20 protein-coding genes are annotated in these 22,142 nt (G+C 72.8%); 10 read left to right on the forward strand and 10 right to left on the reverse strand.

Features of this window, described 5'->3' with window-relative positions:
* Window positions 1–151: 151 nt before the first annotated feature.
* Complete coding sequence (locus ACVFI9_RS05085) at window positions 152–1,201, reverse strand: LacI family DNA-binding transcriptional regulator (RefSeq protein ID WP_474764963.1); 1,050 nt, start codon at window positions 1,199–1,201, stop codon at window positions 152–154.
* Between the two features lie 169 nt (window positions 1,202–1,370).
* On the opposite strand from ACVFI9_RS05085, the gene ACVFI9_RS05090 reads away from it, so the two are divergent.
* Together ACVFI9_RS05090 and ACVFI9_RS05095 are read left to right on the forward strand one after the other, a co-directional pair.
* Window positions 1,371–2,696: a Gfo/Idh/MocA family protein gene (locus ACVFI9_RS05090; protein WP_474764964.1), complete on the forward strand. Its 1,326-nt coding sequence runs from the start codon at window positions 1,371–1,373 to the stop codon at window positions 2,694–2,696.
* A 91-nt stretch (window positions 2,697–2,787) separates the two neighbouring features.
* Window positions 2,788–3,810 (forward strand): DUF2510 domain-containing protein, encoded by a 1,023-nt coding sequence (locus ACVFI9_RS05095; RefSeq protein WP_474764965.1) that lies wholly within the window; start codon window positions 2,788–2,790, stop codon window positions 3,808–3,810.
* Between the two features lie 33 nt (window positions 3,811–3,843).
* On the opposite strand, the gene ACVFI9_RS05100 is transcribed toward ACVFI9_RS05095, so the two are convergent.
* Complete coding sequence (locus ACVFI9_RS05100) at window positions 3,844–4,953, reverse strand: hypothetical protein (protein ID WP_474764966.1); 1,110 nt, start codon at window positions 4,951–4,953, stop codon at window positions 3,844–3,846.
* Between the two features lie 103 nt (window positions 4,954–5,056).
* On the opposite strand from ACVFI9_RS05100, the gene ACVFI9_RS05105 reads away from it, so the two are divergent.
* Window positions 5,057–5,428 (forward strand): GntR family transcriptional regulator, encoded by a 372-nt coding sequence (locus ACVFI9_RS05105; RefSeq protein WP_474764967.1) that lies wholly within the window; start codon window positions 5,057–5,059, stop codon window positions 5,426–5,428.
* A 77-nt stretch (window positions 5,429–5,505) separates the two neighbouring features.
* Here ACVFI9_RS05105 and ACVFI9_RS05110 read toward each other — a convergent pair whose 3' ends face one another.
* The 4 genes from ACVFI9_RS05110 to ACVFI9_RS05125 are packed head-to-tail and all read right to left on the reverse strand — an operon-like array spanning window position 5,506 to window position 10,089.
* Complete coding sequence (locus ACVFI9_RS05110; protein ID WP_474764968.1) at window positions 5,506–6,999, reverse strand: aldehyde dehydrogenase (NADP(+)); 1,494 nt, start codon at window positions 6,997–6,999, stop codon at window positions 5,506–5,508.
* On the reverse strand, window positions 6,996–8,108 hold the full coding sequence (locus tag ACVFI9_RS05115) for a mandelate racemase/muconate lactonizing enzyme family protein (protein WP_474764969.1): 1,113 nt from the start codon (window positions 8,106–8,108) through the stop codon (window positions 6,996–6,998). The genes ACVFI9_RS05110 and ACVFI9_RS05115 overlap by 4 nt, the downstream gene beginning before the upstream one ends.
* Window positions 8,105–9,058 carry a 5-dehydro-4-deoxyglucarate dehydratase gene (locus ACVFI9_RS05120; protein ID WP_474764970.1) on the reverse strand — a complete coding sequence of 318 codons (954 nt, stop codon included), beginning with the start codon at window positions 9,056–9,058 and terminating at the stop codon, window positions 8,105–8,107. The genes ACVFI9_RS05115 and ACVFI9_RS05120 overlap by 4 nt, the downstream gene beginning before the upstream one ends.
* Window positions 9,055–10,089, reverse strand: coding sequence for an NAD-dependent epimerase/dehydratase family protein (locus ACVFI9_RS05125; RefSeq protein WP_474764971.1), 1,035 nt, complete (start codon window positions 10,087–10,089; stop codon window positions 9,055–9,057). Before ACVFI9_RS05125 ends, ACVFI9_RS05120 begins: the two co-directional genes overlap by 4 nt.
* Before the next feature lie 230 nt (window positions 10,090–10,319).
* Here ACVFI9_RS05125 and ACVFI9_RS05130 point away from each other — a divergent pair, with 230 nt between their 5' ends.
* Genes ACVFI9_RS05130 through ACVFI9_RS05140 form a run of 3 tightly spaced genes read left to right on the forward strand, consistent with a single transcriptional unit; the run spans window position 10,320 to window position 13,127 of the window.
* Window positions 10,320–11,366 (forward strand): LacI family DNA-binding transcriptional regulator, encoded by a 1,047-nt coding sequence (locus ACVFI9_RS05130; RefSeq protein ID WP_474764972.1) that lies wholly within the window; start codon window positions 10,320–10,322, stop codon window positions 11,364–11,366.
* On the forward strand, window positions 11,363–12,457 hold the full coding sequence (locus ACVFI9_RS05135; RefSeq protein WP_474764973.1) for a M24 family metallopeptidase: 1,095 nt from the start codon (window positions 11,363–11,365) through the stop codon (window positions 12,455–12,457). The genes ACVFI9_RS05130 and ACVFI9_RS05135 overlap by 4 nt, the downstream gene beginning before the upstream one ends.
* A 7-nt stretch (window positions 12,458–12,464) precedes the next feature.
* Window positions 12,465–13,127, forward strand: a complete 663-nt coding sequence (locus ACVFI9_RS05140; RefSeq protein WP_474766374.1) for a nucleoside/nucleotide kinase family protein — start codon at window positions 12,465–12,467, stop codon at window positions 13,125–13,127.
* Window positions 13,128–13,157: 30 nt separating this feature from the next.
* Here the strand turns inward: ACVFI9_RS05140 and ACVFI9_RS05145 are convergent, their stop codons facing one another.
* Window positions 13,158–13,697, reverse strand: a complete 540-nt coding sequence (locus ACVFI9_RS05145) for a DUF488 domain-containing protein (RefSeq protein ID WP_474764974.1) — start codon at window positions 13,695–13,697, stop codon at window positions 13,158–13,160.
* 83 nt (window positions 13,698–13,780) lie between these two features.
* On the opposite strand from ACVFI9_RS05145, the gene ACVFI9_RS05150 reads away from it, so the two are divergent.
* Both ACVFI9_RS05150 and ACVFI9_RS05155 read left to right on the forward strand, forming a co-directional pair.
* Window positions 13,781–14,485, forward strand: coding sequence for a ThuA domain-containing protein (locus ACVFI9_RS05150; RefSeq protein ID WP_474764975.1), 705 nt, complete (start codon window positions 13,781–13,783; stop codon window positions 14,483–14,485).
* A complete protein-coding gene (locus tag ACVFI9_RS05155) occupies window positions 14,482–15,594 on the forward strand; it encodes a glycerate kinase (RefSeq protein ID WP_474764976.1) in 1,113 nt (370 codons plus the stop codon). Before ACVFI9_RS05150 ends, ACVFI9_RS05155 begins: the two co-directional genes overlap by 4 nt.
* A 104-nt stretch (window positions 15,595–15,698) precedes the next feature.
* Here ACVFI9_RS05155 and ACVFI9_RS05160 read toward each other — a convergent pair whose 3' ends face one another.
* The 3 genes from ACVFI9_RS05160 to xylA all read right to left on the reverse strand — a co-directional run bounded on the left by ACVFI9_RS05160 (window position 15,699) and on the right by xylA (window position 19,714).
* Window positions 15,699–16,946, reverse strand: coding sequence for an endo-1,4-beta-xylanase (locus ACVFI9_RS05160; RefSeq protein ID WP_474764977.1), 1,248 nt, complete (start codon window positions 16,944–16,946; stop codon window positions 15,699–15,701).
* Between the two features lie 16 nt (window positions 16,947–16,962).
* Window positions 16,963–18,384, reverse strand: a complete 1,422-nt coding sequence (locus ACVFI9_RS05165) for a xylulokinase (protein ID WP_474764978.1) — start codon at window positions 18,382–18,384, stop codon at window positions 16,963–16,965.
* A gap of 133 nt (window positions 18,385–18,517) precedes the next feature.
* Entirely contained in the window at window positions 18,518–19,714 is a 1,197-nt protein-coding gene (gene xylA, locus ACVFI9_RS05170; protein ID WP_474764979.1) for a xylose isomerase, read from the reverse strand.
* Window positions 19,715–19,825: 111 nt separating this feature from the next.
* Here xylA and ACVFI9_RS05175 point away from each other — a divergent pair, with 111 nt between their 5' ends.
* The gene (locus ACVFI9_RS05175; RefSeq protein WP_474764980.1) at window positions 19,826–20,866 is read left to right on the forward strand and encodes a LacI family DNA-binding transcriptional regulator; all 1,041 of its coding nucleotides are present in this window, start codon (window positions 19,826–19,828) and stop codon (window positions 20,864–20,866) included.
* Window positions 20,867–20,961: 95 nt separating this feature from the next.
* Entirely contained in the window at window positions 20,962–22,128 is a 1,167-nt protein-coding gene (locus ACVFI9_RS05180; RefSeq protein ID WP_474764981.1) for an aminotransferase class I/II-fold pyridoxal phosphate-dependent enzyme, read from the forward strand.
* Window positions 22,129–22,142: the final 14 nt, after the last annotated feature.

The following is a 22,142-nucleotide window of genomic DNA, read 5'->3' on the forward strand; positions in this document are numbered from 1 at the left end:
CCTGCGAGCGGCGGGTGGTGATCGCGTCTGCGCCATCTGCGCGGTCTGTGCGCCAACCGAAGTGGCGCACAGGAGCTGCTGGTGGCGCAGCGCGCGGTGCGGGGTTGGGGTGCGTGCGGGAGCGCCGCGGCCGGCGGGCGGCGGCCGGCGGTCAGCGGCGGGGCGGCGTGGACTCGCGCAGCACGACCTCGGTCTGCACGGTGCGCTCGTCGTCGGCATCCGCGTCGCCGAGGGCGAGGCGGAGCGCGCGGCGGCCGAGCTCCTCGAGCGGCACGCGCACCGTGGTGAGCGCGGGCGTGAGGTCGCGCACCGTCGGGATGTCGTTGAATCCCGCCACCGCGACATCCGCTCCTGGCACGAGGCCCGCGTCGCGGATCGCCGCGAGCACGCCCACGGCCATCACGTCGGTCGCGGCGAACACGAGCTCGATGCCCTCGATGCCGCGCTCGAGGAGCGCCTGCATGGCGCGGTAGCCGCCGTCGCGCGTGAACGCGTCGCGGACGAGGTCGGCATCGCGCAGTTCGCCGCCGGTCGCGGCGATGCCAGCGCGGAAGCCCTCCACGCGGTCGGCGGCCGAGCGCAGGCCCTCCGCACCCGTGACGGCCGCGAAGCGCCGGTAGCCGAGGCGCACCAGCTCGCGCCCGAGCGCCTCCGCCCCGCCGCGGTTCTCGACGGGTACGGTGCGCAACCCCGATTCGTTGCGGCCGATCAGCACGACCCTGCCGCCCGCGCGCTCGTAGGCGTGGAGCTCGTCGGCGAGCGCGCCTCCGGTGGGGTCGGTCATCGGCCGCGATCCCGCCAGGATCATGACGCGCGGCCGCTGTCCGCGGAGCGTTCGCACGAGGGCCAGCTCGCGTTCGGGGTCGCGTTCGGTGACGGCCATCGTGACGATGTGGTGCTCCGTGTCGGCCACGGCGATGACGCCGGCGGCGATCGACGAGAAGTACGGGTCGGCGATGTCGGCGACGAGCAGGGCGACCGTGGTGGTCGTGCCACGCGCCACCGCCCGCGCCGAGAGGTTGGGGGAGTAGTCGAGCCGCGCCGCGGCCTCGAGCACCCGCCTGCGGTACTCGTCGTTGACGCGTCTCGTGCTGCTGTTGAGCGATCGCGATGCGGTCGCGAGCGACACCCCGGCCTCACGCGCGACATCGTGCAGCGTCGCGGGCGTGCGGCGACGAGCGTCGTGGCCGCCGTCGCTCATGCGATCCTCCGAAATTCCGCCGCTCAAGGGCCTCGACTCTACCGCGCGAGGCTTCGTCGGACGGCGGTGGTTTGGCCGTTCGACGGCGGGCTGGTAGAAATGAGTCGATCCGAGATAGCGCTTTCTCAGCGCATTCTCGCCGACCACGACCCGAGGTGGAGCACACGCGATGGCGCAGCAGGAACGGTACGGACTCATCGGCACGGGCAGCCGCGCCGGCATGTACGTGGAGGCGCTGTCGGGCCCGCATGCGGATGTCGCCCGACTCGTGGCGTGGATCGACGTCAACCCGGGTCGCCTCGACGTGTACGAGCGCGAGGTGGTGGCGGCGGGGCATCCGGCGCCCGTACGCTACCTCCCCGAGGACGTCGAGCGCATGATCGCCGAGCAGCGCCTCGACCGCGTCATCGTGACCACCCCCGACTTCACGCACGCCGATTTCGTGGTGCGCTCGCTGCGCGCGGGCGCCGACGTCGTGGTGGAGAAGCCGCTCACGATCGACGCCGAGAACGTGCGCCGCATCGGGGCGGCCGTCGCCGAGACCGGTCGCGAGGTCATCACGACGTTCAACTACCGGTACAGCCCGCGCAACTCGACGCTGCGGCGCGTCATCGCAGAGGGCCGAATCGGCCGGGTCACGAGCGTGCACTTCGAGTGGGCGCTCGACACCGTGCACGGCGCCGACTACTTCCGGCGCTGGCACCGCGACAAGTCGAAGTCGGGGGGCCTGTTCATCCACAAGGCGTCGCACCACTTCGACCTCGTGAACTGGTGGATCCAGGCGACGCCCGCGCGCGTGTTCGCGAGCGGCGGCCTGCGCTTCTACGGCGCCGAGAACGCGGCGGCGCGAGGTCTCGGAGCGCGCCCAACGCGCGGCACCGGCGCCGTGGGCGACCCGTTCGCGCTCGACCTCGCCGCCGAGCCCCGCATGAAGGAGCTCTACCTCGACCAGGAGCATCACGACGGGTACCTGCGCGATCGCGACGTGTTCGATCCGGGCATCACGATCGAGGACAACCTCGCCGCACTCGTCGACTACGACACGGGCGTCACCATGAGCTACTCGCTCAACGCGCACGCGCCATGGGAGGGTTACCGAGTCACCGTCAACGGCACCGAGGGACGCGCCGAGCTCGAGGTCGTCGAGCGCGGCGCGGTGCTGATCGGCGACGACGGCCGGGTCGTGGTCGACCCGAGCATGCATCCCGATCACTCGCCCATCGACGAGGTGCGCCCGGACTCCGAGCGGCTCGTGCTGCAGCGGCACTGGGAGGGCGCGCAGGTCGTCGAGATCCCCGACGGCATCGGCAGCCACGGCGGCGGCGACGCGTACCTGCTCGGGCACCTCTTCGATCGGGTGACGGATGACCCGCCGCTCGGTCGCGTGGCCGGCTACGCCGACGGCGTGAAGGCGATCGCGGTGGGTATCGCCGGCAACCGGTCGCTCGAGACCGGACAGCCGGTGTTCATCGCCGACCTCGAGCTCGGCATCTGAACCGCACGAGTGCATCGGTGGTCGGACGACGGATGTCACGGCAGGCCTTTCGGCCCCTTCGCGACGCACGCTCGCTGGCATCATCGCGGGCATGACCGATCCCACGAACGCTCCAGCGGGCTGGTACGACGACGGCCGTGGTGCGCTGCGCTACTGGGACGGGATGCAGTGGACGGAGCACACCGCGCCGCTCGCGCCACCCGCCGACCAGGCCGCGACCGCCACCTTCCCGCCCACCGCGGCGGACCAGACCACGACCACCCAGTACGCCACGCAGCCGCCCGCGGGGCCGTACGCGGCCGCCCCGTACGGCACCGCTCCCGCAGTGGGGGCGGCCCCGCCGCCGGGTGCCGCGGCCGAGCCGGCCGGGACCAACGTCGTGGGGATCGTCGCGCTCGTGATCGCCGCCCTCGGCCTCGTCTTCGCCTGCATCCCGTTCGTGCAGGTCGTCGCCTGGGTCCTCCTGCCGATCGCGTTCATCCTCTCGATCGTCGCCCTCTTCCTGAACGGCCGGAAGTGGCCGGCGATCACCGGCCTGATCCTCTCGGTCGTCGGTGCCATCGTCGGTGCCGTCGTGGCCGCGATCGTCGTGTTCAACGTCTTCGGCCAGCTCGTCGACTCGGGAGTGATCCAGGAGGAGATCCGGGAGGGGATCGAGGAGGAGTTCGGCACGCCGGTGCCACCCGAGTCCGCTCCGCCGGATGCGACCGAGTCGGGGCCGGCGCAGGGGCTCGTGTTCGGCGACACGATGGCGTGGGAGGACGGTGTTTCCATGACGGTCTCCGCACCCGAGCCGTTCACGCCGTCCGACGTGGCTGTTGGATCCGACCAGGCAGCGGACCTGGTCTTCACGCTGACCATCACGAACGACTCGTCCGAGAACGTCCAGCCCATCGTCGCCTCGACGCTCTCGTCGGGCGGCACCGAGGCCACGCGGATCCTCGACGTCGGCGCCGAGGGGGGCCAGGTCGGCATCCCGCCGACCACGCCGATCCTGCCGGGCGAGTCGATCACCTGGCAGGAAGCGTGGTCGGTCGCGGACGCCGATTCGCTGACGATGCGGACTGCCCCGTCGTTCGGCTACGAGTCGGTCGTCTTCACGAACGTCGACTGAGCCGAAGCGCTCGGATGCCGCGGCCCCCGCGCCTCAGTCCGGCGCGGGAGCCGGGTGCCACGCCAGTCCGGTGAAGAGCTCGTCCGACGGAAGATCGGCGATGGCTCGTGATGCCGAACCGTCGGCACTCATCACCACCAGTCGGCGGTCCGAGCCGACACCGCCGATCGCGGCGATCTGCTCGCCGTCGGGCGACCACGTCGCGGCGACATAGTGGCCCGAGGCGATCGGGTGCAGCGCCGTGGCCGGGCCGGTCGGGGTGGAGCGGTCGGTGCCGACCAGGTACAGGCCGGTTTCCTTCGCACCGATCATGGGGTTGAGCCCGGTCGGCTCGGGGTTCGTCTGACGATACGGGCCGGCGATCACGAGGAGCCGCGAGCCGTCCGGCGACCAGGCCATCTGCCTGATGTGACCGAAGCCGGGCGGCACCAGTTGCCGAGCACTGCCGGTGTCGAGGTCGACGACGAAGACGGACGGCAGCATGTGCGTGCTGACCTGTTCGTACGCGGTGTAGGCGATCCGGGCGCCGTCGGGGGACCACGCGGTGACCGGCACCACGCCGGTGTCGAGGTCTCCCACCGGCGGATCGAGTTCGATGACGCGAGACGCGTGGAGCCCCTTGAGATCATTGAGGCGGAGCCGGTCGCCCTCCATGACTTCGATGGCGATGGTGCCGTCGGGGGAGAGCCAGGGATCGGTCACGAACCAGCAGCAGCCCGCACCGCCCGGGACCAGCGTGACCGCACCGTCAGTATCCACCACGTAGTTGCTGCCGCTGTGTTCGGAGGTCAACGCCAGCCTCGTTCCGTCCGCGGACCAGCCCGCCGGTATGAGCGCACCCAGTCCATTCGGGAGAGCCAGGGTATTGACAGAGGACGGGTCGGCTGGGTCGATGGCGCTCAGCCCTGCACCGTCCGTGTAGACGATCCGGCCACGTGCCGGCTCGAAGACGCCGAAGGACGTCGGCCAGGCTGGGGAGTCGGCCGCCGCTCCTCGGCTCTGAGGCGGACCCCCGTCGAGCGCCGCGGTCACGGCGATCGCCGCGACGGCGACCGTCGCAGCAGCGACGGCACCGATGACGAGGCGCCGCCGCCGCGCGCGCTGCCTGGCCTCCTTGATGAGCGCCTCGACGGGCTCGCTCATCGCGGACTCGTCGTATGCGGGGGGTGCGGAATCAGGCTCCCGAATCGGAGCGTCGACGACCATCAGGGTTGTCCTTGTCTTTGATGCTATTATCGCTAGCACCATGATTCGTGTCAAGGTCGATAGAGCCGAGCCGATCGACCTCTTCGAACAGGTCGCCGCGGCGATCCGTCGAGCGATCGCCGAGGGCGAGGCAGAGCCTGGTGAGCGGCTCCCGCCCGCCAAGGATCTCGCGGCCGTGCTCGGCGTCAACACGAACACGGTGCTCCGGGCGCTGCGGCTGCTGCGGCAGGAGGGCCTCCTCGAGTTCCGCCGAGGGCGCGGCATCTCGGTGGCCGGCACGCCGCCGAGGGGCGCCGTCGTACAGAGGGCCCGCGAACTGGTCGCGTTCGCACGCGCTCACGGGTACCGCATCGATGAGCTGGTCGACATCATCAACGAACTGGACGACCGGGCCGTCACCGACGCGCGGTGAGCGGATGCCGCGGCCCCTGGGCCGCGTCACCCGGAGCGGTCCAGTCGCGTACGCGTCATCGGGGAATCACGGGAGGCTCACGACAGGGTGAGAACCCCGTCGATGCGGCGAGGGATGCCGAGCACGTTCTCGTCGCGAAGCTCGGTCGGCAACGCGGCATCCGGGGCGTCCTGGTAGGCCACCGGTCGCAGGAACCGGCGGATCGCGGTCACGCCCACCGAGGTGTGGATCGACGTCGACGACGGCCACGGACCGCCGTGCTGCTGAGCCCAGCTCACCGCGACGCCCGTGGGCCAGCCGGCGAAGAGCACGCGCCCGGCGACCTCGGTCAGCACCGGGAGGATGCCGCCGAGCGCTTCGCCGGGCTCCGCGTGGACGCTCGCCGTGAGGCTGCCGCCCACCGCGCGGATCGCGTCGAGCGCGTCGGCGATCTCGGCGTACTCGACGACGAGGGTCGACGGCCCGAAGCACTCGTGGAACAGCGCGCCCGGGTCGGCCAGCACCGCGTCGGTCGTCGTGCGCATCACCACGGGCGAGCCCGTGCCGCGCTGCTGCGCCGGTTCGCCGGCCACGACCTCGACGTCGGCCCGGCCCACGAGGCCCGCGATCCCCTGCGCGAAGGCGGCCGCGATGCCGTCGGTCAGCATGGGCGCGGCTGAGGTCGCGGCCACCGCCGCACCGACGCGCTCGGCGAATCCCGAACCGGCCGGCACGAAGACCACGCCCGGGTTCGTGCAGAACTGGCCGGCGCCGAGCGTGAACGATCCGGCGAGTCCGGCCGCGAGCTCGTCGGCGCGTGCGTCGATCGCGGCCGGCGTGATGAGTACGGGATTCACGGCGCTGAGTTCCCCGTAGAACGGGATCGGGTCGGGCCGCCGCTGCGCGAGGTCGAAGAGGAAGCGGCCGCCGTGCAGCGATCCGGTGAACCCGACGGCACGGATCTCGGGGTGCTGCACGAGCGCGACACCCGTCTCGCGGCCCTCGACGTGGCCGAAGATGCCGTCGGGAGCGCCCGCGGCGCGCAGCGCCTCGGTCACGATCTCGGCGGTGCGCCGCGAAAGCCTGATGTGTGCCGAGTGCCCCTTCACGATGACGGGACAGCCGGCGGCGAGCGCCGACGCGGTGTCGCCGCCGGCGACCGAGAAGGCGAACGGGAAGTTCGACGCACCGAACACCGCGACTGGGCCGAGCGGGCGCAGCATGCGGCGCAGGTCGGGGCGCGGCGGCGTGGTGGTCGGATCGGGGTGGTCGATGGCCGCCTCGAGGTAGGAGCCCTCCAGGATCGCGTCGGCGAAGAGCCGGAGCTGCGCGGTGGTGCGGGCGACCTCGCCGGTCAGGCGTGCAGTGCCGAGGTGCGTCTCCTCGTCGGCGATCGCCACGAGTTCGTCGCGGGCCGCGTCGAGGGCATCGGCGGCCGCTCGCAGCCACGCGGCGCGATCGGCCGCGGTCGAGTCGACGGTCACCGCGAAGGCACGGCGGGCCGCGGCGGCGATCCGGTCGAGCTCGGCGGGCGTCGTGGCGTCCGCAGAGTCGGTGGTGGTGGCGGCGCCCGTGGTGGCGGTGTCGGTCATGGTTCCTCCGTAGGTCGAGGGGATGCCGCGGCATCCGTCGGCTCGCTCGTGAAGCGTATGCCGAGGCCGGGTCGGCCGGTGGTGTACGCCGTGGCGCCCGACACGGCGACGGGCGACGGCGCGGCGAGTGCGCCCAGCGCCTCGAACGACGCGTCCTCGACGGCCTCCACGAGATGCTCACCCGGCAGCGCGAGCGCGAGCTGCGCCGAGAGCTCGAGCAGCAGGTGCGGCGCGAGGTCGACGCCGCGGTCGCGGGCGAGCTCGGCGATGGCGAGGAACGGCGTGATGCCGCCGACCCGCACGACGTTCGGCTGTACGAGGTCGACGGCGCCGGCGTCGATGAACTCGGCGAAGCGGTAGCGCGTGTACAGGTTCTCGCCGAGCGCGACGGGCACGTCGATGCGCCGGCGCAGCTCGACGTGTCCCGCGAGGTCGTCGGCACGCAGCGGCTCCTCGATCCAGGCGAGTCCGAACGGCGCCAACTCGCCGATCGCCCGCTCGGCCTGCGCGAGCGTCCAGCGCTGGTTCGCGTCGACCATGAGCCGGCGGTCGGGGCCGATGACCTGCCGCACGGCGGCGAGGCGCTCGACGTCGCGCGCGAGGTCGGGACTGCCGACCTTGACCTTCACGGCGTCGAAGCCCGCTGCGACCCAGCGCTCGGCCTGGGCCAGGAGCTCGTCGAGGGGATAGTGCAGGTTCACGCCGCTGCCGTAGACGACCGCGGTGTCGTGCCGGCGCCCCAGGTGGTCGGTGATGCCGGTCTCCGCGCGTCTGGCCGCGAGGTCCCAGAGCGCGAGGTCGAGACCGGCCATCGCGATGGTCGTGATGCCGCCGCCACCGCCCTCGTGCAGGTGCTCCCAGAGGGGCTGCCAGAGGGCGGATGCCTCGGCCGCACGTCCGACCGCGAACGCGGCGATGTCGTGGTCGAGGTGCGCGCGCACCGCGGCGGCGCCGATCGAGGGCGTCCACGAGAAGCCGTGACCGGTCGCGCCGTCGGAGTCCTCGACGAGGACCTCGACGAGCGAGAGGCCGCGCACGTCGGGGCCCCACGGGCGGCGCAGCGGCACTCGGAGGGGCCGGGTCGCGAGCCGTGCGATCGTCGCGGTCACCGCGCGGATGCCCCTGCCGGCGCGTGCCGCTCGGCGAGCGCGAGCCCTGTCTCGAGGATCCCGGCGAGCCGCGTCTCCTGCTCGGGCGTGGGATCGACGAGCGGCGGGCGCACCGATCCGACGTCGAGTCCACGCAGCCGCAGGCCCGCCTTGATGAGCGACACGCCGAAGCCCGGGGTCTCGTCGCGGAGCCGAACGAGCGGGGTGTAGAAGTCGCGCAGGAGGGACATCCGCGTGCCCTCGTCACCATCGAGGTACGCCCGGTAGTGCAGCGCCGCGAGCTCGGGGATCATCGCGAACGCCGCTGAGGAGTACAGCGGGATGCCGATGCCGCGGTACGCGCCCTGGCTGAGCTCCGCCGTGAGCAGGCCGTTGAAGAAGGCCCAGTCGTCGCGGCCGGCGGCCTCGGCCGCGAGCACGATCTCCTGTGCGAGCCCGATGTCGCCCGTGCCGTCCTTGAAGCCGGCCACCTTCGGGTTCGCCGCGAGCCGCGTGATCGCGTCGACCGTGTAGCGGGCCGTGCCGCGGTGGTAGACGATGACGGGCAGGTCGGATGCCGCGGCCACGGCCTCGACCCACGCGACGAGCCCGGCCGTGGTGCCCGACACGAGGTAGGGCGGCAGGAGCAGCAGGCCGTCGGCGCCCGCGGCCTCGGCGCCGCGCGCGAGCTCGACGGCGTGGCCGAGCGGTCCGCCCGCACCGGCGATGACGGGCACGCGACCGTCGACCGCCTGCACCGTGGTGCGCACCACGTCGATCGCCTCGCTCGCCGAGAGCGCGTGGAACTCGCCCGTGCCGCACGCCGGGAACACGCCGCCCGGCTCGAACGGCAATCGGCTCGCGACGTGCTCGGCGAGGGTGTCGAGCTGCACGGCGCCGCTGGCGGTGAACGGCGTGACGGGGAAGAAGAGCACCCCGTCGAAGGCGAGGGGGCTGGTGGCTGCGGTCATGCGGTCCTCGTCTCGGTTGCGGACGTTCGTTCTGGCACGGAGGTGGCGGTTCCGCTGGCGGGCCCCGCCTCGTGTTCCCGTTCCCGCGGCGGGTGCCCGTTGTGGCGGGAACCTTGCGCGGGAACGGGAACATCGGGGGTGGCGGCGGATGCCTCGGCCGCGACGAGCTCGGTGCGCCAGCTGCGCCGGGGGCGCCAGCCGAGCAGCGATGCGGCCTTCTCGATCGAGAAGACGGGCTGCGTACCGGTGAGCCGGTCGGCGCCGGCGCCGAGGCCGGGCGCGAGCTCGCGCCAGAGCTCGGCGATCGGCCGTCGCGCGAGCGCATCGGCGGCGCCCACGAAGAACCCCTCGCCGTCGACGACGTGGGGCGGGGCGGCGACCCACGCCTCGGCGAACGCGGCCGCGTCGCGGGCGTCGAGGTAGTTGAAGAGGCTGACGGCGGCGAGCGCCGGATCGTCGAGGCGCTCCCGCATGGTGTGGCCCTGCTGTGTCGGCGCCCCTGCCCACTCCTCGGGCGGAACCACGTAGCAGGGCCGGAAGTAGCCGTATGCGCCCGCGGCCGTGCGGGCGAACATGCGCACCGTCTCCTCGATGATGAGCTTCGACAGGGCGTAGGCGTTCGACGGCTCTCGGGGGTGCGTCTCGTCGATCGGCACCGCGCTCGCGCGCCAGTCGGGCGTGCCGTAGCCGATCACCGTGGGGCTGCTCGCGACGAGGACGCGCCCCACGCCGGTGCGGGCGGCGGCGTCGAGGACGGAATGGGCGAGCGAGGTGTTGGTCACGAGGATCCGCGACTCGGGTGCGCTGAACGGCACGGCGATGCCCGCGAGGTGCACGAGTGCGTCCGGGCGTACGTCGTCGAGGAGCCGCTGCGCGGCGTGCTCGTCGAGCAGGTCGAGCTCGCGCTCCTCGATGCCCGGAAGTCCGACGGGTGCGAGATCCGCCCCGACGACCGTGTGTCCGGATGCCGCGAGCCCGGTGCTGAGCGTTCGGCCGAGCCTGCCCGACGACCCCGTGACGACGACCCGCATCCACGCTCCTGCCGCTGAGGCCGCACTGGCGGCCGGTGATCGCGGCACATGCCGCCCGTAGTCGGAGAACGGCTGAGAAACCGCTTTCTCACGTTCAGCCTAGGCGATGGCAGCAGCGTCCGGCAACTCAGCGGCTACACTGAGGAACCGGTTTCTCGATGGGTCGGCGACCACGGGGCATCCATCGGAACCGGACCGACGGCCGTCGAGCGCGACGGGAGAGGGGTGGCATGGGCGAGCGCAGCCGCGGAGTGACCATCGCGGACGTCGCCGCGCACGCGGGCGTCTCGCAGGCATCGGTGTCGCGCGTGCTGAACGGCAAGCAGACCGTCGATCCCGAGATCGTGCGTCGCGTGCAGGCGTCGATCGCGGCGCTCGGCTACGCGCCGAGCGCCGCCGCACGCAGCCTCGTGCACGGTCGCAACGACACCATCGCCATGGTCGTGCCCGATCTCGGCAACCCGCTCTTCCAGGGCATCCTGCAGGGACTCAGTCTCGCCGCGGCCGCCGACGGCTACCGCGTGCTCGTCGCCGACACGGCCGAGCGCGTCGATGAGGAGGAGGCGACCGCGCTCGAGGCGCGTCACCGGTGCGACGCCCTCGTGCTGTGCGCGCCCCGCATGCCCGAGGCGCAACTCCGGCGCGTCGTCGACCGCGTCGCACCGGTCGTGGTCGTGAACCGGCAGCTGCCCGGGTCCGACGTGCCCGTCGTCGGGGTCGACTACGTGCGGGGCATCCGCGACCTGGTCGAGCACCTGCGGGCGCTCGGGCATCGACGGCTGGCGTATCTCGGCGGACCGGCCGCGAGCGCGTCGAACGCGGAGCGACTGCGCGGCGTCGACGAGGCCCTCGCTGCGCATCGCGACGTGCAGATCGAGGTGCTGGCAGCGGGTTCCCGGCTCGACGACGGTTACGAGGCAGCCGACCGCGTGCTCGCCGCGCGCGATCGCGGCGCGACGGCCGTGATGGCGTACAACGACCTCGTGGCCATCGGGCTGATGACCCGGCTCCGGGAGCTCGGCGTCGACGTGCCCGGCGACCTCTCGGTGGCCGGATTCGACGACGTGCCGATGGCGCGGTTCACGCTGCCACGGCTCACGAGCCTCTCGGTGCCGCGCGGTGAACTCGGCGCCCAGGTGTGGACGCGGCTGCGCACGCTCATCGCGGGCGGCCCGATCGAGCACACCGTGTTGTACCGACCCCGTCTCGAGGCGCGGGAGAGCACGGCGCCGCCGCCCGTGCCGCCGGCGCCGCCCGCTGAGAGGACCTCGCCATGACCCTGACCGTCTCGGGGCCGCCGGTCGTATCCGGGCCCGTCGCCGATGATCGCGCCGCCAAGCGAGACCGGATGCTCGCACTCCTCGACGGGCGCGGCGCCGACTCCATCGTGCTGCGCTCGCACACGGCCGTCGCCTGGTACCTCGACGGTGCCCGTACGCACGTCTCGCTGGCGGCCGACCCCGTCGTCGCCGTCGTGGTGCATCGTGACCGCGACGAGCTGCGGGTCTTCGCGAACGAGGCGGAGCGCCTGCTCGCCGAGGAGCTCGGCGACATCTCCGGGTTCGACCTCGTTCGCGTGCCGTGGCACCAGCCGATCACGGAGGCTGGCCTCGCCGAGCTCGACGAGGCGGATGCCGCGGCCGACCTGCGGGCGGCACGGGCGTCGCTCCTCCCCGCCGAGCTCGCGCGCTACCGGGTGCTCTGCGGGGAGGTCGCCGAGGTGCTGACGGATGCCGCGGCCACCGCCGAGCCGAGCGATTCCGAGCGCGACGTGGCCGCCCGAATCGGCGGCGACCTCGCGGCGCGGGGCATCGACCCGTTGGTGACGCTCGTTGCCGGGCGATCGAGGCTCGGGTACCGGCATCCGCTGCCCACGACCGGCCCGCTCGGCGACCGCGCGATGCTCGTGGCGTGCGGACGACGGCACGGCCTCATCGCGAACGCGACCCGCTGGGTGCGGTTCGGCCCCGCCGACGCCGCCGAAGCGGATGCGGCGCGCCGGATCCTCGACGTCGAGGCCGAGTTCCTCGGCGCCACCCGTCCCGGCGCGACGCTCGCCGACGCGTTCGAGGTGGGCATCGGGTCCTATGCGCGGCACGGCTTCGACCCCGAGGAGTGGCGACACCACCACCAGGGCGGCGCCGCCGGGTACGCCGGGCGCGATCCCCGTGCGATCCCGGGCATCAGCGACGTCGTACAGGTCGGGCAGGCCTTCGCGTGGAACCCGAGCGCGCCCGGCGCCAAGGTGGAGGACACGGTGGTCGTCGGCACCCGGGGGCTCGAAGTGCTCACGGTGGATCCGCGTTGGCCCACCGTGTCGGTCGGGGGGCTGGAGCGGCCCGCCGAGCTCCAGGTCCCCGTACGCTGACCACGTGATGCGATCATCGGTCCTCGACGCCGTGGCCCGCCTGCTCTGCGAACGCGATCCCGGGCATCCACTGCGAGTCGGGATCGACGGGGTCTGCGGTGCCGGCAAGAGCACGTTCGCCGAGGAGCTCGCCGAACGCATCCCCGCTCATGGCCGGCCGGCGATCCTGATCGACTCCGATGGGTTCCACCACGTCCGATCGATCCGATATCGGCAGGGCCGGGAGTCAGCGCGCGGATACTACGAGGACGCCTACGACTTCGACGCGCTCCGCGACCTCGTGCTCCGCCCGCTCGGACCGGACGGATCCCGGGAGTACGCGGTGCGGGTCCACGACCTCGCCACCGACGCCGTGCTGCGCGAGTTCACCACGGCTCCGTCGGATGCGATCGTCATCTTCGCGGCGACCTTCGTCCAGCGCGGCGACCTGCGCCGTCACTGGGACGAGGTCGTCTACCTCGAGAGCTCGATCGACCGGGCCGAGCGGCGAGGGATCGACCGTGATGCCGAGCACCTCGGGGGCCGCGCGGCGGCGGAAGCCGCCTACGCGTCGCGGTACATGGCCGCGTGCCGCCTCTACCTCGCGGAGGAGGCGCCCCGTGACCGGGCGTCGATCGTCGTCGAGCACGACGATCCGCTTCGTCCGCGCCTGCTCGAACCCATCGCCTGACGCATCGGCTTGGCCTGCGCGCGACCGCCGTCACGCGTCGGCGGCCTCCCGGCGATCCCACACGACCATGCCGTCGTCTCGCAGCCGTGCGCCGGCCGCGGGCTCGTGCGGCCGCAGCCGCCCGTCGTGCATGAGGTGCTCGACCGGCTCGCCGAGCCGGAGCACGACGACATCGGCGACCAACCGCCGGTGGCAGCGCCACCATACGCTCTCGCTGCACATCATCGCGGTGCGCGTGCCTTCGGACTGCTGCATGAGCTCGGCGAGAGCCGTCTGGAATTCCGGGGTGCGCGTGTGGGCGGCGTAGGCGGCGAACTGCTCGACCTGCCACCACGGGTCTTCTCGAGGCGCATGGGGGAGGAGGCGACGGCGTCCGCCGAGCCGGGGCTCCTGCCGGTAGGCGATGCCTGACGCGGGAAGCCAGTCGGACATGGCCTCGCTCGAGACGTCGGGATTGCGACGGCTGCCCGGATAGCGCCGGATGTCGACGAGCGACTCCACACCGGCGGCGAGCAGGAGGTCGGCGAATGCGTCGCGCTCCAGGCGGCCGTGTCCCACGGAGACCAGCATCTGTCGATTCTCCCCCCGACCGCCCGCGCGATGACGCCGACCACCATTGCGGGTTACGATCGACGCGAGAGCGGGGAGGCGAGATGCGGGCGGTCATCCTCAGCGGCTCCGGACGCTACGCGGACCCTTGGCACGCCTTCGCCGAGACCAGCGCCGCCCTCGCCGGCATCGTCGCCGGCGCGGGCTACCGCGTCGACGTGAGCGACGATCTCCTCGGCGGGCTGGCGAACCTCGGCGACGCCGACCTGCTCGTCGTGAACGCGGGCGACCCCGCCACGCCGCTGCCGGAGGGGGTTCCCGATCCGGGCCCCGCGGGGGCCGACGAGATCGCCGCGGCATCCGCCGGCCTCGATGCCGCGCTCGAACGCGGCATCGGCATCCTCGCCGTGCACGCGGCGGCCGCGAGCCTGCCCGAGCTGCCCGCATTCGTGCGCGCCATCGGCGCTCGCTGGGTCGAGGACGTGTCGTGGCATCCGCCGATCGGCGAGTCCCTCGTGCACCTGGTCGGCTCGCATCCGATCGCCGACGACCTCGGCGACTTCGCGGTGTTCGACGAACGCTACTCCGGGCTTCGGCTCGATGCCGTGATCGAGCCCATCGCCGAGCACGAGGAGGACGGCATGCGGCATCCCCTGGTGTGGGCGCGCGAGCTCGGCCGTTCGCGGCTCGTGTACGACGCGCTCGGACACGACGTGCGCTCGTACGAGTCTGCGGCGCACCGGGAGCTCCTCACGCGCGCGCTCGAGTGGCTGTCGCACGTCCCGGCACCGACGTTCGACGCGTCGTGACGCGCGTCGCGCGCATCGTCATCGCACCCGACTCGTTCAAGGGCACGGCGAGCGCCGCGGATGCCGCCGCCGCACTCGCCGACGGATGGCGCTCGGTGCGGCCGGCCGACGAGTTCCTGATGCGCCCCATGGCTGACGGCGGGGAGGGCACCCTCGACGCGTTCGAGTCGGCGGTGCCGGGCGCTCGCCGCATGCCGCTGACGGTGCGCGGGCCGGCACCGGGAGCCGAGCCCGTCGAGACCCACTGGCTGCTGCTCCCCGACGGCACGGGCGTCGTCGAGCTCGCCGCGACCTCGGGCCTCACGCTGGTGCACCCGCTCGCGCCCCTCGACGCGCACACCGCCGGGTTCGGCGAGGCGATCGCCGCCGCGCTCGACGCCGGGGTGTCCCGGCTGCTGCTCGCCCTCGGCGGCAGCGCCTCGACCGACGGCGGCGCCGGCGCGCTCGCCGTGCTCGGTGCACGGTTCACGAATGCCTCGGGCGCACCCGTCGCGCTCGGCAACCGCGGTCTCGGCACGCTCGCTCGCCTCGACCTGTCAGGGCTTCGACCGCTGCCGCCGGGCGGAGCGGTGATCCTCGGCGACGTCACGAACCCGCTGCTCGGCGAGCGCGGCGCGGCGGCCGTGTTCGGGCCGCAGAAGGGGGCGGATGCCGCGTCCGTCGCCGTGCTCGAGCGGGACCTCGCCCGACTCGCCGAGCTGATGCCCGAGGAGATGCGCGCGCTCGCGGCGGCGCACGGTGCCGGCGCCGCGGGCGGCACGGGATTCGGCCTGCTCACGTGGGGAGCCGAGATGGGCGGCGGGGCCCGGCTCGTGGCCGAGACGGTGGGCCTGCCGTCCGCGGTGGCGGGCGCCGACCTCGTGATCACGGGGGAGGGGCGGTTCGACGGGCAGTCCGAGGCGGGCAAGGCGCCGACGGTCGTCGCATCGCTGGCCCGTGACGCGGGCGTGCCGACCGCGCTGGTGGCCGGCGTGATCGCGGCCGAGCCGCGGGGATTCGGGGCATCCGTCGCGCTCTCCGATCTCGCCGGGAGCGAGGCCGCCGCGATGGCCGAGCCGCTGCGGTGGCTCGAGGCGGCGGGTGCGGAACTCGCACGCCGCCTCGGCTGACCATCGGCGCTCGGCGGCGGCCCTTGCTCGCGGTGGCGGTTGGAGTTCGGGCCGCCGTCGCGTGGGCGGGCCGCCGTCGCCCCGGCGACGTCATCGACGGCTGCTCAGGCGAGCACCGCGGCCACGGATGCCTCGGTGCCGGGCGCCAGCGTGAACGCGGCCTTCGTGCCGCTCGCCTGCACCGCGTAGTCGCCGGCGAACCCTGCCACGGAGACGCGACCCGAGGCATCCGTTCGCAGCGGAGTCGGCGGCAGCCACCACTCGCCCTTCACGAGCGCGTGCAGTGCGTCGTACGAGGGCTTGCGCGTGCCGTCGGCACGCAGCAGCCCGATGGGCGCGCCGAGCCAGGCTCCCCGATCGGTGATGCCCCAGTAGGTGATCGCCTCTACGGCCGGATGCCCGACGAGCGACCGGTAGTGCCGCACGAGCTCATCGGCCTGGCGGGCCTCGCCCTCGGGCGTCGACGGCCACGACTCGACCTGCCAGTCGTTGAGGTCGACGATCTCGCGGGGCATCAGGTCGCCCGAGACGAGCGACGTCTCGGTGAGGTGCAGCGGTAGGCCGTAGCGGGCGAAGCGGTCGACGATCGCGAGCACGGCCTCCTCGCCCCGGTACCCCTGGTGCATGTGGGTCTGCAGGCCGATGGCGTCGATGCGGATGCCGGCTTCGAGCACGCCCTCGATGAGGCACTCGTAGGCGCTCGAGAGGTCGAAGTCGTTGAGCAGCAGCGTCGCGGCGGGGTTGGCGGCGCGGGCCTCCTCGAAGGCGAGCCGGATCGTCGGGATGCGCCCGCGCGCCCGCGCGAGCCGGGTCAGCCCGTTCTCCTCCTTCTCGAACACGGGCATGATGACGACCTCGTTGATCGCGTCCCACGTGTCGATGAGGCCGGCGAAGTCGGCGACCTCGCGGCGGATGCGCGCCCGCTGCGCGGCCTCGACCTCGTCGGTCGTGAGCGGCAGCAGCCACTCGGGTGCGAGGGTGTGCCAGGCGAGCGGATGCCCCTTCAGCGCGACTCCCCGCGCGGCGAACCACTCGGCCGCCCGGCGCAGGGGCTCGGTGCGCGGGCGCCCCCGCACGGGCTCGAACTCGGCCCAGTAGAACGGCAGCGTGGCGGCGTTGAAGAGGTCGAGCCAGTCTGCGGCGAGCCGTTCGTCGCCCGGCTGCCCCTCGCCGTTCGCCAGCGCGATGAGGTCGAAGCCGATGTTGCCGAACGCGAAGGCGTGGCGGGTCTGCTCGATCGTGACGTCGGTGTCGGCGAGCGGCCGTCCGTCGGCGCCGGTGATCGTGATCGTCGTCTCGACGAGGCGATGGGCGGGGGTGTCGGCGGATGCCACGGCGGCGCGCTTGAGCACGGTTCGACCCTCCCCGTCAGGCGCCGACGGCGGGGTTGCCGGCGAAGGCGTGCGCGCGCTCGGCGTACTGACGACGGATCTCGGGTCGCGTGTCAGGCGCGACCTCCTCGGCGATCTCGACGGGCCAAGCCGGCCGCTCGCCCGTGAGCACCCACGCGGCCTGACGGGCCGCGCCGTCGGCGACGTACTCACCGGGCGAGGGCACGACGACGGGCGCGTCGAACACCTGCGCGGCGATGCGCCGCACCGCCGGGTTCTGCGCCGCGCCGCCGATGAGCAGCACGCGCTCGGCACCGACGCCCTGACCGCGCACCGCGTCGAGTCCGTCGGCGAGACCGCAGAGCATGCCCTCGATCGCGGCGCGGGCGACCGCCGGGCGCGTGGTGTTCGCGAGGGTGAGGCCCGTAAGCGACGCGGTCGCGTCGGGCAGGTTCGGCGTGCGCTCGCCTTCGAAGTACGGCACGAGCACGGCGCCGGATGCCCCGGGCTCGGCCGCGAGCGCGAGGCGCCCGAGCTCGGCGTGGTCGACCGCGAGTAGGCCCGCCGTGGCATCGAGCACCCGTGCCGCGTTCAGCGTCGCGATGAGCGGCAGGTACCGGCCGGTGGCGTCGGCGAAGCCCGCGACCGTGCCCGAGACGTCGGCGACGGGGGCGTCCGTCACCGCGAACACCGTGCCGCTCGTGCCGATCGAGACGACGACGTCGCCGGATGCCGCGTCGAGGCCGAGCGCGGCGGCGGCGTTGTCGCCCGCACCCGGGCCGACGAGCATGCCGTCGGGCGTGCGGCCGGCCGCCTCGCCGGGGCCGAGCACGCGGGGGAGGATCGCGTCGTGCCCGAGCGCCCGCACGAGGAGGGCGCGGTCGTATCCGTCGGCGCCCCAGTACGCCGTGCCGCTCGCGTCGGAGCGGTCGGTCGTGAGCTCGTCGAGCACGGGACCGAGCGGCGACTCGCCCTCGGGCCCGAAGCCGCGCAGCCGCCACGTCAGCCAGTCGTGGGGGAGGGCCACCGCCGCGACCCGTGCCGCGTGCTCGGGCTCGGCGTCGCGCAGCCAGCGCAGCTTCGTCGCCGTGAACGAGGCGACGGGTACCACGCCCGTGCGCCGTGCGTACTCGTCGGCGCCGACCTCGTCGATGAGGTCGCGGGCCGCCCGCGCCGACCTCGTGTCGTTCCAGAGCAGGGCGTCGCGGATGACCCGCCCGTCGCCGTCGAGCACCACCATGCCGTGCTGCTGCCCGCCGATCGACACGGCCTCGACACCCTCGAACCCGCCCGCGTCGGCGAAGGCCGTGAGCAGGGCGCCCCACCACGCGGCGGGGTCGACCTCCGTGCCGTCGAGATGCGCGGCGCGACCCGAGCGCACGAGCGCCCCGGTCGCGGCATCCCGGATCACGACCTTGCAGGACTGCGTCGACGAGTCGACGCCGGCGACGAGTGCCATGGGTGGCTCCTTGCTCGGGATGGCCTGCCCTCTGCGCCACCTGTGCGTCCGGAGCGCCACCTGAAGTGGCGCACCGGCCGCGCAGGTGTCGCAGCTGCGGGGCGGGTGGGGGCGAAGGGGGCGGGTGGCGGCGCTAGCCGCGGGCGCCCAGGAGGTGCTCGGTGGCCAGCTGCTGCAGGCGCACGAAGCCGAAGCCCTTGCCGCCGAGGTAGGCCGACGGGTCGAACTCCTCGTACGCGCTCCGGTCGGCGAGCAGGTCGTTGTAGGACTCGCCGTCGTTCAGCGTCGGCTTCGCGAGCTCGGTGACCTTCGCGGCCTCGAGGGCCTCCTGCACCTCGGGGTCGGCCCGGAACGCCGCGGCCCGCTCCTTGAGCAGCAGGTAGGTGCGCATGTTCGCGGCGGCCGAGTCCCACACGCCGGTTTCGTCCTCGGTGCGGCTCGGCTTGTAGTCGAAGTGGCGGGGGCCGTCGTACGCCCGTCCGCCGTTCGGGCCGCCGAACTCGAGCAGGTCGACGAGCGCGAACGCGTTGTGCAGGTCGCCGTGGCCGAAGACGAGGTCCTGGTCGTACTTGATGCCGCGCTGGCCGTTGAGGTCGATGTGGAAGAGCTTGCCGTGGTACAGCGCCTGCGCGATGCCCGCGGCGAAGTTGAGGCCCGCCATCTGCTCGTGCCCGACCTCGGGGTTGAGGCCCACGAGCTCGGGGCGCTCGAGCGAGTCGATGAAGGCGAGCGCGTGGCCGACGGTCGGCAGCAGGATGTCGCCGCGGGGCTCGTTGGGCTTCGGCTCGATCGCGAAGCGGAGGTCGTAGCCCTTGTCGGTGACGTAGTCGCCCAGCAGGTTCACGGCCTCGCGGTAGCGCTCGAGGGCGGAGCGGATGTCCTTCGCGGCGTCGTACTCGGCGCCCTCGCGGCCGCCCCACATCACGAACGTCTTCGCACCGACCTCGGCCGCGAGGTCGATGTTGCGCAGCACCTTGCGGAGCGCGAAGCGGCGCACCTGGCGGTCGTTCGAGGTGAACCCGCCGTCCTTGAAGACGGGAGCGCTGAAGAGGTTGGTCGTGACCATCGGCACGATGACGCCGGTGTCGGCGAGCGTCTGCTTGAGCCGGTCGATCTGCGTCTGCCGCTCGGCGTCGGACGAGCCGAAGGCGAACAGGTCGTCGTCGTGGAACGTGAGGCCGTAGGCGCCGAGCTCGCTCAGCTTCTCGACCACGTGCACGACGTCGAGCGGATGCCGCGTGGGGCCGCCGAAGGGATCGGTGCCGTTGTAGCCGACGGTCCAGAGACCGAAGGAGAACTTGTCGTCACGGGTGGGCGTGGGCAGTGGCATGGGAAGGTTCCTCGTCGAACGGAAATGTTGTGAACAACAACCTATACCACCGTCTCCCGCTCGCGCCAGTACCCAAGGCAGGGGCGAGAGTTTCGCCGCTAGACTCGAAACATGCAGACGGATGCCCCGACGGAGCGCGTCACCCTCGCCGAGATCGCCGAGGAGGCGGGCGTCTCCCTGTCGACGATCTCGAAGGTGCTGAACGGCCGCACGGATGTCGCGTCCTCGACCCGGGAGCGCGTCGAGCAGCTGCTCCAGCAGCACGGGTACGAGCGGCGCGGGGCCCGGGCCCAGGCGAAGGCCGAGCTCATCGAACTCGTCTTCCACGAACTCGACAGCGTGTGGTCGATGGAGGTCATCGGCGGCGTCGAGGAGGTCGCGAAGGAGCACGGGCTCAGCGTCGTGCTCACCGTCAGCGGCAGCCGGCACGCACCCGACCCCGAATGGATCGAGGGTGTCATGCGCCGCCGGCCAGTTGGGGTGGTACTCGTCTTCTCGGACCTGGCGCCCGAGTACCGCGAGCGGCTTCGATCCCGGGCGATCCCCTTCGTCATCGTCGACCCCGCGGGCGACCCCTCACCCGACGCGCCGTCGGTCGGCTCGGCCAACTGGTCGGGCGGACTCATGGCCACGCGCCACCTCATCGAGCTCGGACACCGCCGCATCGCGGCCATCACCGGACCCGAGGACATGATGTGCTCCCTCGCCCGCCTCGACGGCCTCCGTTCGGCCATGAACTCGGCCGGCCTCGAGATCCGGCCCGAGTGGATCCGATTCGGCGACTTCCACATGAGCGGCGGGCGCGATCATGCTCGAGAGCTCCTCTCATCGCCCGACCGTCCCACGGCCATCTTCGCCGGCAGCGACCTGCAGGCCCTCGGCGCCATCGAGGCGGCCCGGGCGCTCGGCCTCCGAGTGCCCGAGGACGTGTCGATCGTCGGCTACGACGACATCCCGCTCGCGCAGTGGATGACGCCGCGCCTCACCACCGTGCACCAACCGCTCCGGCGGATGGGGGAGGAGGCCGCGCGCCTCGCCATCCGGTTGAGTGAAGGCATGGCGGAGGCGACGCCGCGCATGGACCTCGCCACGAGCCTCGTCGTGCGGGAGAGCACGGCGCCGCCCTCCGGCGTCGACGCCGATCTTCCGTGATCCAGCCCTGATCGGAGCTATTGACGCCGGTCGTCGGGGATGGGCATGCTGAGGCGTCCGGCACGATGGGCAATCGGGAGGGGATCGACATGGCCATGTCCGCTCGAGCAGTCGCGGCGAAGGCGTCCGTCGACACGGTCACGACGTTCTTCTCGAGCATCCAGGACGCGGCGCGCGATCCCGACGCGCTCGACTTCACGTTCGGCAACCCGCACGAGATGGCGCTGCCGGGACTCACGAACGCCATGCGCGCGCAGCTCGAGCCTCGATCGGTCGACTGGTTCGCCTACAGGACCAACGAGCGACCCGCTCAGGAGGCCGTGGCGGCCGGGTTGCGGACCGAACTCGGACTCGACTTCGAACCCGAGGACATCGCGATGACGCAGGGCGCCTTCGGCGCCATCTCCCTCGCATTCGCCATGCTCGCCGACGCCGGCGACGAGGTGGTCATCCCGGTGCCGGGCTGGTTCTGCTACGCCCCGATGCTCCATGCGGTGAACCTCGTGCCCGTCGGTGCCGCGCTCGACCCCGTCGACTTCTCCCTGGATCTCGACGCGATCGCCCGTTCGCTGTCCGCGCGCACCCGGGTGGTCATCGTGAACTCGCCGGCCAATCCCACGGGCCGGGTCTATCCGAAGGAGACGTGGGACGCGCTCGCCGAGCTCCTCGACGAGGCGTCCCAGCGGTACGGGCGGCGCATCTGGATCCTCTCGGACGAGCCGTACCGCCGCATCCGATTCGACGGCATCGGCTTCTCCACGCCCGCCGCCTCGTACCCGTGGACCGTCATCGACTACAGCTACGGCAAGGTCCTGCTGGCTCCCGGGCAGCGTCTCGGGTACCTCGCCCTCTCACCGCTGATCCCGCCCGCCGAGCGTGCCGCGCTCAGGGCCGCCCTGATGCCGCTGCAGCTCGCGATCGGCTGGGGGTTCCCGGATGCGATCATGCAGTACTCCGTACCCGCACTCGAGGGCGTGTCGATCGACGTGGCGGAGCTGACCCGTCGGCGGGATCGCCTCTACGGCGCGCTCCGGGAAGCCGGGTACACCCTCACCCGGCCAGAGGGGACCTTCTACCTCTGGGGCAGGGCACCCGGCGGCGACGGCGCGGCCTTCTGCGCGGCGCTCGCCGCCCGCGGCGTGTACCTCATGCCGGGCACGCTGTTCGAGCAGCCCGAGCACTTCCGCATCTCGCTCACCGCGACGATGGACATGATCGAGCGAGCCCTCCCGACCCTCGTCGAGGCCGGCACGTCCGCCTGATCGGCGGGGTGTCC

The sequence above is a fragment of the Agromyces sp. NSFZ genome, from assembly GCF_056156205.1.